This is a genomic window from Enterococcus larvae (assembly GCF_017830045.1).
GTDB classification, from domain to species: Bacteria; Bacillota; Bacilli; order Lactobacillales; family Enterococcaceae; genus Enterococcus_L; species Enterococcus_L larvae.
Window position 1 is genome coordinate 38,002 of record NZ_JAEDXU010000013.1, and the last position, 14,104, is coordinate 52,105.

15 protein-coding genes are annotated in these 14,104 nt (G+C 41.1%); 14 read left to right on the plus strand and 1 reads right to left on the minus strand.

Annotated elements, in window-relative coordinates:
* Window positions 1-12 precede the first annotated feature (12 nt).
* The 12 genes from I6N96_RS17865 to I6N96_RS17920 all read left to right on the plus strand — a co-directional run bounded on the left by I6N96_RS17865 (window position 13) and on the right by I6N96_RS17920 (window position 11,694).
* Entirely contained in the window at window positions 13-1,044 is a 1,032-nt protein-coding gene (locus I6N96_RS17865) for a Gfo/Idh/MocA family oxidoreductase (protein WP_209558932.1), read from the plus strand.
* Window positions 1,041-2,099, plus strand: coding sequence for an alcohol dehydrogenase catalytic domain-containing protein (locus tag I6N96_RS17870; protein WP_245187041.1), 1,059 nt, complete (start codon window positions 1,041-1,043; stop codon window positions 2,097-2,099). Before I6N96_RS17865 ends, I6N96_RS17870 begins: the two co-directional genes overlap by 4 nt.
* A 183-nt stretch (window positions 2,100-2,282) precedes the next feature.
* Window positions 2,283-4,016 (plus strand): Na/Pi cotransporter family protein, encoded by a 1,734-nt coding sequence (locus I6N96_RS17875; RefSeq protein WP_209558933.1) that lies wholly within the window; start codon window positions 2,283-2,285, stop codon window positions 4,014-4,016.
* A 212-nt stretch (window positions 4,017-4,228) separates the two neighbouring features.
* Entirely contained in the window at window positions 4,229-5,089 is an 861-nt protein-coding gene (locus tag I6N96_RS17880) for an AraC family transcriptional regulator (RefSeq protein ID WP_209558934.1), read from the plus strand.
* A gap of 199 nt (window positions 5,090-5,288) precedes the next feature.
* On the plus strand, window positions 5,289-6,203 hold the full coding sequence (locus I6N96_RS17885; protein WP_209558935.1) for an alpha/beta fold hydrolase: 915 nt from the start codon (window positions 5,289-5,291) through the stop codon (window positions 6,201-6,203).
* A gap of 215 nt (window positions 6,204-6,418) precedes the next feature.
* A complete protein-coding gene (locus I6N96_RS17890) occupies window positions 6,419-6,955 on the plus strand; it encodes a 5-formyltetrahydrofolate cyclo-ligase (protein WP_209558936.1) in 537 nt (178 codons plus the stop codon).
* A gap of 10 nt (window positions 6,956-6,965) precedes the next feature.
* A complete protein-coding gene (locus tag I6N96_RS17895) occupies window positions 6,966-7,667 on the plus strand; it encodes a rhomboid family intramembrane serine protease (protein WP_209558937.1) in 702 nt (233 codons plus the stop codon).
* Window positions 7,668-7,697: 30 nt separating this feature from the next.
* On the plus strand, window positions 7,698-7,916 hold the full coding sequence (locus I6N96_RS17900; protein WP_209558938.1) for a YqgQ family protein: 219 nt from the start codon (window positions 7,698-7,700) through the stop codon (window positions 7,914-7,916).
* A gap of 1 nt (window position 7,917) precedes the next feature.
* The gene (locus I6N96_RS17905; protein WP_209558939.1) at window positions 7,918-8,886 is read left to right on the plus strand and encodes an ROK family glucokinase; all 969 of its coding nucleotides are present in this window, start codon (window positions 7,918-7,920) and stop codon (window positions 8,884-8,886) included.
* A 14-nt stretch (window positions 8,887-8,900) separates the two neighbouring features.
* Window positions 8,901-9,302, plus strand: a complete 402-nt coding sequence (locus I6N96_RS17910; protein ID WP_209558940.1) for a rhodanese-like domain-containing protein — start codon at window positions 8,901-8,903, stop codon at window positions 9,300-9,302.
* Between the two features lie 177 nt (window positions 9,303-9,479).
* The gene (locus I6N96_RS17915) at window positions 9,480-9,830 is read left to right on the plus strand and encodes a DUF488 domain-containing protein (RefSeq protein ID WP_209558941.1); all 351 of its coding nucleotides are present in this window, start codon (window positions 9,480-9,482) and stop codon (window positions 9,828-9,830) included.
* A gap of 22 nt (window positions 9,831-9,852) precedes the next feature.
* Complete coding sequence (locus tag I6N96_RS17920) at window positions 9,853-11,694, plus strand: FAD/NAD(P)-binding protein (protein WP_209558942.1); 1,842 nt, start codon at window positions 9,853-9,855, stop codon at window positions 11,692-11,694.
* 68 nt (window positions 11,695-11,762) lie between these two features.
* Here the strand turns inward: I6N96_RS17920 and I6N96_RS17925 are convergent, their stop codons facing one another.
* On the minus strand, window positions 11,763-11,930 hold the full coding sequence (locus tag I6N96_RS17925) for a DUF3042 family protein (RefSeq protein ID WP_209558943.1): 168 nt from the start codon (window positions 11,928-11,930) through the stop codon (window positions 11,763-11,765).
* Window positions 11,931-12,109: 179 nt separating this feature from the next.
* Between I6N96_RS17925 and I6N96_RS17930 the strand changes: the two genes are divergently transcribed.
* Both I6N96_RS17930 and I6N96_RS17935 read left to right on the plus strand, forming a co-directional pair.
* On the plus strand, window positions 12,110-13,384 hold the full coding sequence (locus I6N96_RS17930) for a UDP-glucose--hexose-1-phosphate uridylyltransferase (RefSeq protein WP_209558944.1): 1,275 nt from the start codon (window positions 12,110-12,112) through the stop codon (window positions 13,382-13,384).
* Window positions 13,385-13,630: 246 nt separating this feature from the next.
* On the plus strand, window positions 13,631-13,903 hold the full coding sequence (locus I6N96_RS17935; protein ID WP_209558945.1) for a YiaA/YiaB family inner membrane protein: 273 nt from the start codon (window positions 13,631-13,633) through the stop codon (window positions 13,901-13,903).
* Window positions 13,904-14,104 lie beyond the last annotated feature (201 nt).

A 14,104-nucleotide genomic window follows, 5' to 3' on the forward strand; every position in this document is an offset into this window, starting at 1 on the left:
GAGGAATAGGAAATGAAGACGATTCGTGTGTGTTTGATAGGTACAGGCAGGGCTGGGCTGATCCATGGCAGGAATATGGCGGCGAAAATTCGAGGCGGGGAATTGATTGCCTTGTGTGATCCATCCCAAGAAGCGTTGAAGGCAGCTGAAAAAGAGCTGAATGTGACATATACCTATACAGATTATCGACAGGCTTTGAAGAATACAGAAATTGATGCAGTGATTGTGGTCACACCAACTGTTTATCATAAAGAGATCGTTATTGCAGCAGCAGAAGCGGGGAAACATATTCTATGTGAGAAGCCGTTAGCAATGGATGAAGCTGAATGTTTAGAAATGATTGCGGCGGCTGAGAGAAATCAAGTGAAGCTGCAGGTGGGATTCATGCGTCGATTTGATGAAAGCTTTCAAGAGGCAAAAAGAATCGTTGATTCGGGAGCTATTGGTGAAGTTGTTTTAGTAAAGTCCTTGACTCATGGCCCAAGTGAACCCAAGCCTTGGATGTATGATATCTCTAAAAGTAATGGACCTATCGGGGAAGTAAACAGTCATGACTTAGATACATTGCGTTGGTTCACAGGTAGTGAAGCGGTGTCTATCTATTCAATTGGCGGAAACTTCCGATCGCCGGAAATAAAAGAGGATTATCCTGATTATTATGATACAGTCTCGATGAATTTACAGTTTTTAGATGGGAAATTAGGAGCAGTTGATGGTGCTCAGTATGTACAGTATGGTTATGACGCACGTGTAGAGATTCTTGGAACAAACGGCAGTGTATTGATTGGCGACCAAAGCAAGCACAAGGTAGTGATTGCCAATCGTGAAGGAGAAATCATCCGTCCGGCCATGCATAGCTGGACTTATCTGTTCGCAGATGCCTATGTTGCTGAGGATCAAGCGTTTATTGATTGTATTTTAGAAGACAGTGAACCATTTGTAACCGGCTATGATGGAATGATGGCAGTAAAGCTGGTACATGCAGGTTTGACTTCGTTACTGGAGAAGCGAATTGTCTGGATAGATAAGGAGGAAGCTCAATGACTCAGGATAAAATGAAAGCAGTCCAACTGCTCGGAAAAGAAAAACTGAAGGTGAATGTGGTTTCTAAGCCTGTGATTGCAGATAATGAGATATTGATCAAGGTAAAGGCAGCTTCTATTTGCGGAACAGATGTCCGAATGTATAAAAATGGGTATTCAGGTGTGGATGAACAGCATCCGCTGACATTAGGGCACGAAATTGCTGGAGTCATCGAAGAAATCGGTAAACAAGTTAAGGGATACGAAAAAGGAATGCGTGTGGCTGTGGCTCCCAATATGGGGTGTGGGATCTGTGATCAGTGCGTTAGTGGAAATACACATTTATGTGCTGCTTATGAAGCTTTCGGCATCAATCTTCCAGGAGGATTTGCTGAATATTTGAAAGTTCCTGAAAAAGCAATACGTCAGGGGAACATTACTATCCTACAGGAAGAAATCAGTTATGAAGAGGCTGCACTGATTGAGCCCTTCAGTTGTGTATTCAATGGACAGGAGATTGCAGGTATACATGCAGGAGATACCGTGTTGATTATCGGCTCCGGTCCAATCGGGATCATGCATGCCATGCTGGCGTTGAGTAAAGGTGCTGGAAAAGTCATCATGAATGATCTCCAAGAGGAGCGCTTACGAACAGCGAAAAGCTTGGTTCCGGAACTAGTAATCTTGACGAGTGAGAATCTGGAGCAGAAGATCATGGAGGAGACGAATAAAAATGGCGTTGATCTGTGCATTGTCGCAGCCCCTGCTCCTCAGGCTCAGGAAGCCAGCTTTAATTATATGGCGATGAATGGACGCCTATTGTTTTTTGGAGGATTACCGAAGGAGAAGGAATATGTCTCCTTAAATACAAACATCCTTCACTATAAACAATTACGAGTGTATGGTTGTACCAGAGCCAGCCTTCATGGCTACCGTACATCTGAAAAGCTGATTGCCAGCGGTAGAATCCCAGTTGTACAATTGATCACTGAACGCTACACGATCGATCAGTTTACCCAAGCGCTGGATAATGCACAGCAAGCAGTAGGACTCAAAAATGTGATTGTTTTTGACTAAAAGAGAGAGAATAACACCGTCTATTAGAAATGGAAATAGACGGTGTTATTATCTCTTTAGATTACAAATTTTAATGAAAAATAAAAGCTGTTTTTATGTGAAAATAGCAATATTGTATTTACTTCTGGCTCTTTTTTTTGTACTCTTAAAGTGAGTTTATTTTTTGTTTGAGGAGGTACAAGGGTGTCCTATCAAGAAATGATATTTCTTTTTCTCGGAGGGTTGGGGATTTTCCTTTTCGGGATGAAGTATATGGGGGATGGTCTGCAAAAAACAGCAGGTGATTCCTTAAGAGAGATTCTGAATACGTTTACTTCTACACCGTTACGATCGGTATTGGCGGGATTGATCGTTACTGCAATTATTCAATCAAGTTCTGGTACAACAGTTTTGACTGTCGGACTGGTAAGTGTAGGCTTCATGTCGCTGCGACAGGCGATTGGTGTTATCATGGGGGCGAATGTAGGAACAACTGTAACAGCGTTCATCATTGGATTTAATCTGAGCGCGTATGCATTGCCGATCATGGGTGTTGGTTCCATCATGCTTTTCTTCTTCAAGCGTGAAAAAATCAATAATATTGGTCAAATTATTTTTGGATTCGGCTGTTTGTTTTATGGCTTGAATTTGATGGGGAGCGGTATGGCACCACTGCAGGAGCTGCCGCAATTCGCAGACTTAATGGTAGATGTTTCACACCAGCCGATTTTAGGTGTTGGGATCGGAACATTACTGACGATGGTATTGCAGAGCTCAAGTGCGACAATTGGGATTTTACAGCAATTATATACACAAGGAAGCTTAGCGATCGGTGCAGCCTTGCCGATTCTTTTTGGGGATAATATTGGAACAACAATAACAGCTGTTATTGCTGCGCTTGGAACAAGTGTGGCTGCGAAGAGAACAGCTGCGTCTCATGTTGTTTTCAACTTGGTTGGAGCAATTATTTTCACGATTCTGCTTTCGCCGTTTACCTCAGTTGTTGTTGCTGTATCCAATACATTTGGTTTGAATCCTGCGATGCAGATTGCCGTCGCTCATGGGATGTTCAATGTGGCGAACCTGATGATCCAATTCTGGTTTATTGATAAAATCGAGTTGTTAGTAAGAAAGATTATTCCTGGGAAAGACAGAGAGGGTATCGACTTCAAACCGTCTAATTTGAATGAATCGATCATCCAAAATTCTCCAACCGTCGCATTGAATCAAGCAAAAATCGAATTGCTTCAGATGGGAGAGTATGTTGTTGGCGCATATGAAGCAACAAGTGCTTTTTATGAGAAACAAGATAAAGTAGATCGTGAGAATGCAGACCAATATGAGACTGCAATCAATGATATGGATAACCGTCTGACAGAATATTTGGTACAATTGTCATCAGCAGAATTATCGATTGCTGAGAGTTATGAACAGACGATGATGCTGGAACTGACAAAGGATTTGGAACGGATCGGCGATCACTGTCGAAATATCGTTGGTTACATTGATGAAGCGATTCGGACTGAAAAGAAGCAAAAAGCGAAAGATAAAAAAGAAGGCAAGACATCTGATCGTACAACCTTGATTGTATCAGATGAAGATTTGCTTGAGCTGTTTAAAAAAGTAGCTAAGAATATCAAAGACTCTTTGATTGCTTTTGAAAATGATGATAAAGAGATTGCCGCTCATATTTTAGAACGTGAGGAAGAGATTGATGAAATGGTCAAACATCTTCGGAAGAAATATATCTCAATCATGAACAGTGGTAAAGGGCGCGCAGCAGACGGCATCCTGTTTATCGATACGGCTTCAAATCTGGAGCGTATGAGTGACCGAACAATTCATATGGCGAAGTATGTTCTGGGTGAGCGTTATGGAACAGAAACAATCACTGTAGAGCAGTCTGTGAACCCAATCATTCAAGAGGCTTTGGATTAGTTTAAAGTAGTTGTAAGTGGTAGTAAGGGCTCAGCAGTAGTGATTGCTTTTTTTACAATATATGTCTGAGCTATTTTTAGAACAGGGTTTATTTTGAGTTTAAGGAGTTGCGGCATATTCATGTCTCAGCTCCTTTTTTAACAACGAAAAATGACAGGCTCCTGCTTTTTTAGAAGTGAATCAGGAGAAAACATAGAATTGGAGTGAATCGTATGGAATGGATCAATAAATTAGAAGAATCATTGGCTTACATAGAAGAACATTTGACAGAGAATATCGATTATAAAAAATTAGGAAGGATCGCCAACTGCTCGGAGTACCACTACCAACGAGTATTTTCTTATATGGTAGGAGTTCCTTTGTCGGAATATATCCGAAGAAGGAGAATATCTTTGGCAGGAGTTGAGCTGCAGCATGGGGGGAAAGTGATAGATGTTGCTGTGAAATATGGTTACGAATCACCAAATTCTTTTACCCGAGCGTTTAAAAACATTCATGGAATCACTCCTTCTCAAGCGCAAAAGGAAGGGGTTGCTCTAAAATCCTACCCTCGCATCAAATTTCAAATTTCCATCAAGGGAGATGTTGAGATGGAGTATCGTGTAGAGACAAAATCAGCGTTTCGAATAATTGGGGCCGCAATCCCTATGTCTAAAGAGATAGAAACGAATTTTAAGGAAATTCCTGCATTTTGGGCAAAGACAGCCAAGGATGGTACGCTGGCAAAGCTGTTTCCGGTGATGAATCATGAGATCGAAGGAGTGATGGGAATCAGTGCCGGATTTACCAAGGAAGAAGAGAAGCCAACTTATTATATTGCTGTGACCAGTGATGATCCTGTACCGGAGGGCTTTTCTGAGTACCAGATTGATGGCTATACATGGGCGATTTTTTCCGGAAGTGGTCCAATGCCTCACTCTATTCAGGAGCTGGAAAAACGAATCGTTACAGACTGGCTGCCTAGCTCCGGTTATGAATATGCAAATGGACCGGATATTGAACTGTATTTAGAACCTGATCCGATGAAGGCGGTTTTTGAGGTTTGGGTGCCGGTGGTAAAATCTGAAGGGTGAGTGTGTATTCTGGGTGCGTATCCCTTATATAGAAATGCCTTGAAGCTGCAACGTATTTCAAAAATCAGCTGTCAGTGTATTTATTTCTTTTGTATTTTCAGAGGATTTAAAACTTTTTTATAAACCTGTCATTTTTTACTACTTAGAAGGCGGGCAATCCGATATAATGAGAGGTATCAATTAAAGTGAGGAAACAGTCATGAAATCAACGTATTGTCTATCTTCAGATAAAAAAACAGAGCTTCATCTAGTAAGTTGGGAGCCGATAGAGACTCCAAGAGGCGTGATTCAGATCATTCACGGAATGGCTGAATATATTGAACGTTACAATAGCTTTGCGGAGTACTTATCAAGTCTAGGGTACTTGGTTGTTGGTCATGACCATCTGGGACATGGAAAATCAGTGGATCAGCTTGACCCTCAGCATGGTTATTTCGGTAAAGGAGAAACGGCACAGCATGTGATCGAAGATATTGAAGTAGTGAGAGACGCAACAGCTGAACAGTATCCGTCGCTGCCCTATTTCATGTTAGGGCATAGTATGGGATCGTTTGCGCTACGCTGTTATCTGCAAAAATACAATAGAACTATTTCCGGTGCAGTACTTATGGGAACCGGAGCAGGTGCAGCAATCATTCCGACAGCACTATCGATCACAGCGGGTTTGAATAAACTGCAGCCTAAAAAGGTCAACCATTTACTTGATGAATTGGCTTTTGGTTCGTTTAGCAAGAAATTTCCAGAGCCGGGGCGTTTTAATTGGCTAAGTAAGAATCAGGAAAATATCCGCAGCTACGAAGAAGATGAGCTGACCGGCTTTACTTTCACAAACAATGGGTTTCATACCTTGTTTCAATTGATCCATGGAGCGAATAAAAAAGGTTGGGCAGACTCGATTGCAGAGGTACTGCCAATTCTGGTGATCAGTGGTGAACAAGACCCAGTAGGCGGCTATGGCAAAGGGGTTAGAAAGACAGCGAAAGCATTGAATGACTCAGGTGTGAAGGATGTTTCACTGGTATTGTTCGCCGAGCTGAGACATGAGCTATTGTTTGAGGATGAGAAGCAGCAGGTATATGAAAAAATCGGCAGTTGGCTGGAAAGGCATCTGTAATAGCGTGCATCATCTGAAAATAAAATATGGGCCTATGACTTTTATTGCCATTTACGCGTTTTTTTTATAAACTTAAGAGATATTGAATAGCTATGAATCTTGTTAAATAAATGGACGAGTATCATTATTCCATAGAATAGTTTAACAGGTTTTGGATAGTAAAAAGTGAAGGGACGAGATTGACGGAAAAACTCATTCGGGTGTGACGGAAAGATATGGAAAAGAAAAAAATCAGAACATTGGGTTTAGCCAATTTAAATTGGCTGTATAGAAATGAAGAACTTAAAGCAGCCAAGGAGCAGCAGATCATCCAGCAGTTATTTGCAGATGAATACTGGCTGGCCGCAAAGACGATTGGGGTCGTCAAGGCGCTGCCGTTTGAATTCGATACATTGCCTGTGATTGGAAAGGCATGGTCTGAGGGAAAACAGGTGACGGTGCCGAAGGTAGAAAACGGCTGGATGGGGTTTCATCAAATCACGCCGGAATCACTATTTGTTCGTTCTTCCTTTGGTGTGGAGGAACCGGCTGAAAAACAGGAGACCGCTTTAGCGGAAATCGACCTGTTGATTGTTCCAGGGGTGGTATTTACAGTTGAAGGCTTTAGAGTAGGCTTTGGCGGTGGGTACTATGACCGAGTGTTGGAGAATTTCAAGGGGAATAGCTGTAGTTTGGTATTTAGTGAACAAATTCAGGAATGCTGGGAAGCGGAAGCTTTTGACCAGCAGATAAACAAACTGTTTATCAAATAAGGAGGATTTGATGGATTATCAAACAAAGATGAAGGCAAAGAGGCTGATGAATCAGCCAATCATTACGTATATATTATTAGGGATCACGACGATCGTGTTTCTGGGGATGGAGGTCTCCGGAGGATCAGAGAGTACAATGGTCTTGCTGAACTGGGGAGCGATGTCCAAACGAATGATTGTCGAATATCATGAATTTTGGCGTTTCTTCACTCCGATGTTTCTACATATTGGCTGGATGCATTTTATATTGAATATGGTTACACTTTATTATGTGGGTGCTCAGGTAGAAAATGTGTATGGTCATTGGCGATATCTCGCTATTTATCTATTGAGTGGTGTTGCGGGGAATCTGCTAAGCTTCTCTTTAGGCGCATCAAATGGCATTTCGGCAGGTGCAAGTACAGCGATTTTTGGTCTGTTTGGAGCCTTCATTATTCTAGGCAGGCATTTTAGAAATAATCCGGCTATTACTTTCATGGTACAGCGGTATGCAACATTTATTGGAATCAATTTGATATTCAATCTATTCAGCAGCTCTGTGGACATCCTAGGACATATCGGCGGCTTGATCGGCGGCCTTTTAGCAGCAACGTTTCTAGCAGTGCCGAAGCAGTCGGAAAAGTTCAATATCCATGAACGAATCATCTCCGGAATGATTTTTGTATTTATTCTGGTTGTTTGCTTCTTCTTAGGTTTTAAAAATTATGTTTAAATTGTATAATGATAAGGAAGTGCTTGGATCTTGGAAACGTTATATGATGTTCAGCAGCTGTTCAAAAGGTTTGGGATGTACATTTATGTCGGCGCCAGAATCTATGATATTGAATTGATGATGATCGAATTGAAGAATCTCTACGATGGCCAGTTGATTGATAAAGAGACCTATCTTCATGCCAGACGTATTCTGAATAGAGAGCACAGAATCGAAGAAAACAGGATGACAGAGAAAGGGATCGAATGAAATGGACAAAAAGATCATAGGGATCGACTTAGGCGGTACAACAATCAAATTTGCGATTTTGACAGTGGACGGGGAAGTCCAGCAAAAATGGAGTATTGAAACAAATATCTTGGACGAAGGCAGTCATATTGTTCCTGATATTATCGAATCTGTTAATCATCGAATTTCCCTTTATGGAATGGACAAAGATGACTTTGTTGGTATCGGCATGGGAACACCGGGAAGTGTAGATATCGAAAAAGGTACTGTGATTGGTGCATATAACCTGAATTGGACAACATTGCAATCTGTAAAAGATCAGATTGAAGAAGGAACAGGAATTCCTTACGCATTGGATAACGACGCGAATGTTGCTGCTTTAGGAGAACGCTGGAAGGGTGCCGGTGAAAATGATCCTGATGTTGTCTTCATCACTTTAGGAACAGGCGTCGGCGGCGGTATCGTTGCTGAAGGCAAGTTGCTTCACGGAACAGCAGGCTGTGCAGGAGAAGTGGGGCATGCGACTGTTGATCCGAACGGCTTTGATTGTACCTGCGGGAAAAAAGGCTGCTTGGAAACAGTTGCCAGTGCAACAGGGGTTGTAAGACTGGCAAGAAAGCTATCTGAAGAATATGCCGGCCGTTCTGAGCTGAAGCAAATGATTGATGATGGACAGGCAGTGACAAGTAAAGATGTTTTCCAATACGCTGAAAACGGTGATCCATTTGCATTGATAGTTGTCGACAAGGTTTGCTTCTATCTAGGTTTGGCATTAGGAAATATCGGAAATGTACTGAACCCTTCAGCGATTGTTATCGGCGGCGGTGTTTCAGCGGCGGGAGAGTTTTTACGCAGTCGTGTGGAAAAATATTTTGAAGAGTTCACATTCCCTCAAGTTCGTGAAAGTACAAAGATCAAACTGGCGGAACTAGGAAATGAAGCAGGTGTCATTGGCGCTGCTTCGTTAGCATTGAAATTTATGGAAGAATAAGAGAGGGTTTTAACATGTCTGTGTTATTAGTAATCAATATTGTTTTAGGTGCGATTCTGCTGGTAATGGCAGGAAATATGCTGTATACATTTATTCTTGGAAAAACAGCAGCGAAAATGATGACAGAAGAAGAATTTCGTGAAGGAATGAGAAAAGCTCAGGTCATTGATGTGAGAGAGAAGAATGAATTTGACGGCAGTCATATCTTGGGGGCACGGAATATTCCTTACTCCATGCTGAAAACAAGTATGCAGTCGATTCGTAAAGATCAGCCTGTTTATTTGTATGACCAAAGACATTCAACAAGCGTTCGCGTAGCGAGAAAGCTGAAAAAGGCCGGCTACACAGATATTTATGTACTGAAAAACGGTTTTGATAATTGGACTGGGAAAATCAAGAAAAAAGCAGTCAATTGATAAGCGGATGATAAGCTGGTGCGGGGATGAAGTATAACCCCTGCACCTTTTTTGTTTAGAGCCCATGAAAATCGTTATTCCTATTTTTTTATTCACAGCAGTACGAATTCGTTGATGGAATGAGAAATAGTTCCTTTTTTATCATTTTGCGATACAATAGAAATAGGGGGGATCGATATGATTTCTATCAAGAGAGCCTATGAGGAACCACAGGAAGCTGACGGGTATCGAGTGCTTGTAGACAGACTATGGCCAAGGGGGCTTTCCAAAGAACGGGCCAAAATTAATTATTGGTTGAAGGAAATTGCGCCAAGTAAAGAATTGAGGCAATGGTTCAATCATGATCCTGAAAAATTTGACCTATTTAAAGATAAATATGAAAAGGAATTAGTTGAGAATAAAGAGGCATACGCAAAGCTTTTATCTATTGTAGCTGAAAAAGAGAATATTACTTTTATTTACAGTGCAAAAGATCAACTCATGAATAATGCCGCTGTATTAAAAGCATTTATTGAAGGCAAAAAATAGCTTGGCCAAAAGGAGGAAAAAGATGAAAATCGTTATTGTTGGCGGCGGTCCGAGAGGGCTATCAGTATTGGAGCGAATTGTTGAGCACTCCAGAGATGAAAAGAATTTGAAAATCACGATGTTCGATCCTTATGGTCCGGGCGGGAAAATCTGGCGACAGGATCAACCGTTGTCTCTTTTGATGAACTCTGTTGCCTGTCAGGTCACGCTATTTACAGATGAAACATTGAGTACTAGCGGTCCGGTAGCTAAGGGACCTAATTTATATGAGTGGGCGGAGCAGTATGCAGAAGAGTATATACAAGAGTATGAAGGAGGTTCGCTGGCATTTATCAATGAAGCTAGAAATCTAGGTCCAAACGATCATTGTTCTCGAGCTTTTTATGGACTCTATCAGAGATGGTTTTACCGCTATGTTCAAACACGAATGACGGAGCAGACCTCTGTTACCTTTTTCAATGATACGGTTCGTGCTGTTCGAATCGCTGAAGAGGGAGAAGGCTTTTTAGTTTACACAAAATCTGTTGAAATCACAGCAGATAAGGTTATTCTAGCTCTTGGGCACCAAGAAACAGAAGGAAATGAGACTGAACAGAAGCTGGCAGCATATGCTACAGAGCATCGCCTATTTTACTCTACACCAAAAAATGCTGCTGATAATTTCTTTGACGCAGTGAAGCCTCGGCAAACTGTTTTGTTGAAGGGACTGGGATTGGCATTTTTTGATTATATGACGATGCTGACTGTGAATAGAGGCGGACGATTTCGTAGAAGAGCTGGTGTTCTGGAGTATCAGCCATCCGGAAATGAACCGAAAATCGTTGCGGGCTCAGGCAGAGGGTTTCCTTATCATGCAAGGGGAGACAATCAGAAGAAATATGGGGAACAATATCAACCTCGTTTCCTGAAACAAAAGAACTTAAATAAATGGAAGCGGCAAGGTCATTTTTCTGCTGAACGTTTTTTTCTTCTATTAAAAAAGGAAATCGAGTTCGTTTATTATTCTGCATTGATCAAAGAGAGCTATCCTCAAACGAACCAAGCAAGATTTGCAGAAGAATTTGTCAGAAAAAAAGGGGATACGACAGTTCTGACAAAATACAGAATCCAGCCTTCTGACTGGTGGGATTGGTCAATCATTGAGCATCCCGATGTAGAATTATCGGAATATGAAGGATTTGCTTCTTTTGTATCTGAATATATTCGAGAGGATTGTCAGGATGCGAAAAAGGGCAACATAAAAGGACCTGTCAGCAGTGCCTTTGACAGTTTGAAGGATATGAGAGATCAGATTCGATTTATGCTGGATCATCAGTTGTTCACCAATGAAGAATATCAGGACGTCTTCTTAAAATGGTTTGTTCCGTTGAACTCATTTCTATCGATTGGCCCGCCATTGGAACGAATGGAGGAACTACAGGCATTATTGGATGCGGGAGTTGTGACATTACTTGCACCGAATATGCAAGTCGATACAGTTGATGGTCAGTTTGTCGGTTATTCAAAGGAAGTACCTGACAAACGGTTTGCGTCGTTCTTTCTGATGGAGGCAAGAATCCCTTCCGTTGATGTTGCCAGGAGTATGAACCCGTTGATACAGCAGCTGTTGAATGAAGAGGTAGGTCGTCGTCATTCGTTGGAGCTGCCGGCACAGAGAATCTATTTCACTGGTGCAATTGATGTGGAACGCACGTCTAATCAGCTGATCGATGGGCAAGGGAATGTGATTGCTGGGTTGTTTTGCTATGGTGTCCCGACAGAAGGGATTCATTGGCTGACAGCAGCGACTGCTCGACCGGGAACGGACCCATGGAATTTACGTGAAGCAGATGAGATTGCTGAACAATTATTGATTGATAATTAAAAAAGCTAAAGCAACTCAACGCTGAGCTGCTTTAGCTTTTTTGCTGAAATCATTTAGAGGTTCTGCTGTTAACGGGCGATCCGTTTACGCATTGCTTTTTTACGATTTTGTTCGATCATGTCTTCTTTTTCTTCGATAGGATCGATCACTGTTTTCTTCACAGTAAAAGCAAGACCGGCAATCGCAGCAACTGTTGCGGCAGTTCCCACCAGTAGACCAGAAACAAATTTTTTCATAACTATCCTCTCCTCTGTAAAAAATAATTCTACTTACTAATCATTATGAACCAAAACAGAAAAAAAGCCAACTGTTAAGTGAGTAAGACTGTTATTTTAGTAAATATCTTTGGAATGAAAATAATTAGAAAACATGAGATAATCTTCTATAGATGAATTTTAAAGAATGGCGGGAATAAATGATGAAGCTCAATCAAGTAATGGACGATTTTATTACAATAGCTATTCAGTCAGGCGGCTGGATGGAGTTGGATCGGTTATATTTGAAAAATAGACTATTAACGATGATCGGCGGGAAAACTCCTGATAGCGACTATGAAACGGAGTATGACTCAACCTCTGCGGATAGCTTGTCAGACTCTTTAGTTGATTATGCTGTTACACAAAGCAATATCACAGATAATCGAAAGGAGCGGGAGTATTTAAAGGTGCAGCTGCTGGATTTGTTAGCGCCGCCTCCTTCTGTTGTGAATGCGTTCTTTGCGCAGCACTATTCCAAGAGTCCGGAAGAAGCAACCGATTATTTTTATGAACTGAATAAACGCAGCAGCTATATCAAAAGCCCAAATATGTTAAAGGAATATCGATACAGCACGAAGTATGGAAACTTCCTTCTTCGAGTAGTCACGGATGATTGGGAAACTGAGGTATCTGAGCAAGCATTAATAATGAAAGAAAACGACTATCCAAAGTGCATGTACTGCTTTGAGAATGAGGGACTGTGTGAAGAAGGAACGCTAGCTGTTCCTGGAAGAAGGCTGATTCGAATGAATGTAGCTGGTGAGAGCTGGGGCTTTCAATTCGCACAAGCGGAAGAATATCAGGAAAAGTTCATTATTTCTTCTGAGAAGCATCAGTCAATGACTATAGATGAGCCCAGTATCGCTCGAATGACACAGCTGTTGGATATCTTTCCACAGTATTTCATCTGTTTAGCAGCTGAAGGTCGAAATGATCATGGATTTTATGAGGGAGGAAGAGAAGAGCTTCCAATAGCACAGGCTGTCATCGATCAATATATTGAACTAAAAGAATTTCCGTTGATGAACATCGGCTCTCTCATCTGGCCATTTCCGGCTATTCGTTTACAAAGTCCAAATGCTGAAGATATCCCGAGAGGAATTGCTCATGTTCTTAGTAAATGGCAACAGAATTTTAAAACAAAAATCCAAATAAGCAGTGTGATTCTTGGCCGGAAAAAGGAAAACCTTTATGAATTTGATCTTCTGCTTCTCTCAGAAGAGCAGAAAAAGGTTATCAGTTATCAAGGGAATGTATTATTGGCTCAAAAAGAGTTTGAAAAATTAGCAAATACTTCCGAGCTGGATCAAAAGAAGGCAGCAGACCAAGTGATCGATCAGCATATTTCTCTGATGAAATCATGGTCGCCAGTTGAAAATGGGCAGCTGCTGCAAGAGAACTTTGAAACTTTCTTAATCAGCTTGGAACAATGAAAGCTATGGAAAAAATAGTATTCATGTGAGTGTCCGTTATTGTTTAATAATAAAGATAATCTACCTTTCTCTTCTATATAATGATATACTATTCGAGTAACACTATTTTTGACTAACTGGGATATGATTGAACACGAAGGGGCAACTACCTCTAATTTTATGGTATTGATGGTTGTTAGTATTGTTAAAATCAAGAGGCAGAAACAACATGTTCGATTGGTTTCCTCAAAAAAAAAGGAGATTTTTATGAAAAAGAAAGCGTACAGAAACACACCGGCATTCATGTTTATGAGTTGGGGATCATTTGCAATTTTTCTAGCACTTATGTTGGTAGGCCTATACACATTGAAAGAGCCGTTGATGGTAAAAGGCTACTACCTAATGGGATCAGTAGGTCTGATTTCATCATCATTTACTCTGGCAAAAGTGATCAGAGATAATCAAGAAGATGAAGAACGCTATAACCAAATGTTCCGTGCAATGGATGAGACGACGAATAAAGACGAAACATCTGTATAATTATAGTAAAGTGAAGGCAGTCAAATTCCATGTGAGGATTTTGGCTGCCTTTAGTCATTCTCAGAGCTAGCAGCTGTAAGAGCAATTGCTTAGTAATCACGGAAGAACTGCTGAATATATTTAGAAAGTCGACTATTCAGGGATTAATTTTTGTTCATTTAGTTAATACAGCTTATGAATGTTTTTAATGATTAAATCATG

Bases quoted from the DNA above. Each gene is read 5' to 3' on its own strand.
- I6N96_RS17865 (WP_209558932.1), top strand. From the start codon at position 13: ATGAAGACGATTCGTGTGTGTTTGATAGGTACAGGCAGGGCTGGGCTG.
- I6N96_RS17870 (WP_245187041.1), top strand. From the start codon at position 1,041: ATGACTCAGGATAAAATGAAAGCAGTCCAACTGCTCGGAAAAGAAAAA.
- I6N96_RS17880 (WP_209558934.1), top strand. From the start codon at position 4,229: ATGGAATGGATCAATAAATTAGAAGAATCATTGGCTTACATAGAAGAA.
- I6N96_RS17885 (WP_209558935.1), top strand. From the start codon at position 5,289: ATGAAATCAACGTATTGTCTATCTTCAGATAAAAAAACAGAGCTTCAT.
- I6N96_RS17890 (WP_209558936.1), top strand. From the start codon at position 6,419: ATGGAAAAGAAAAAAATCAGAACATTGGGTTTAGCCAATTTAAATTGG.
- I6N96_RS17895 (WP_209558937.1), top strand. From the start codon at position 6,966: ATGGATTATCAAACAAAGATGAAGGCAAAGAGGCTGATGAATCAGCCA.
- I6N96_RS17905 (WP_209558939.1), top strand. From the start codon at position 7,918: ATGGACAAAAAGATCATAGGGATCGACTTAGGCGGTACAACAATCAAA.
- I6N96_RS17910 (WP_209558940.1), top strand. From the start codon at position 8,901: ATGTCTGTGTTATTAGTAATCAATATTGTTTTAGGTGCGATTCTGCTG.
- I6N96_RS17915 (WP_209558941.1), top strand. From the start codon at position 9,480: ATGATTTCTATCAAGAGAGCCTATGAGGAACCACAGGAAGCTGACGGG.
- I6N96_RS17920 (WP_209558942.1), top strand. From the start codon at position 9,853: ATGAAAATCGTTATTGTTGGCGGCGGTCCGAGAGGGCTATCAGTATTG.
- I6N96_RS17925 (WP_209558943.1), bottom strand. From the start codon at position 11,930: ATGAAAAAATTTGTTTCTGGTCTACTGGTGGGAACTGCCGCAACAGTT.
- I6N96_RS17930 (WP_209558944.1), top strand. From the start codon at position 12,110: ATGATGAAGCTCAATCAAGTAATGGACGATTTTATTACAATAGCTATT.
- I6N96_RS17935 (WP_209558945.1), top strand. From the start codon at position 13,631: ATGAAAAAGAAAGCGTACAGAAACACACCGGCATTCATGTTTATGAGT.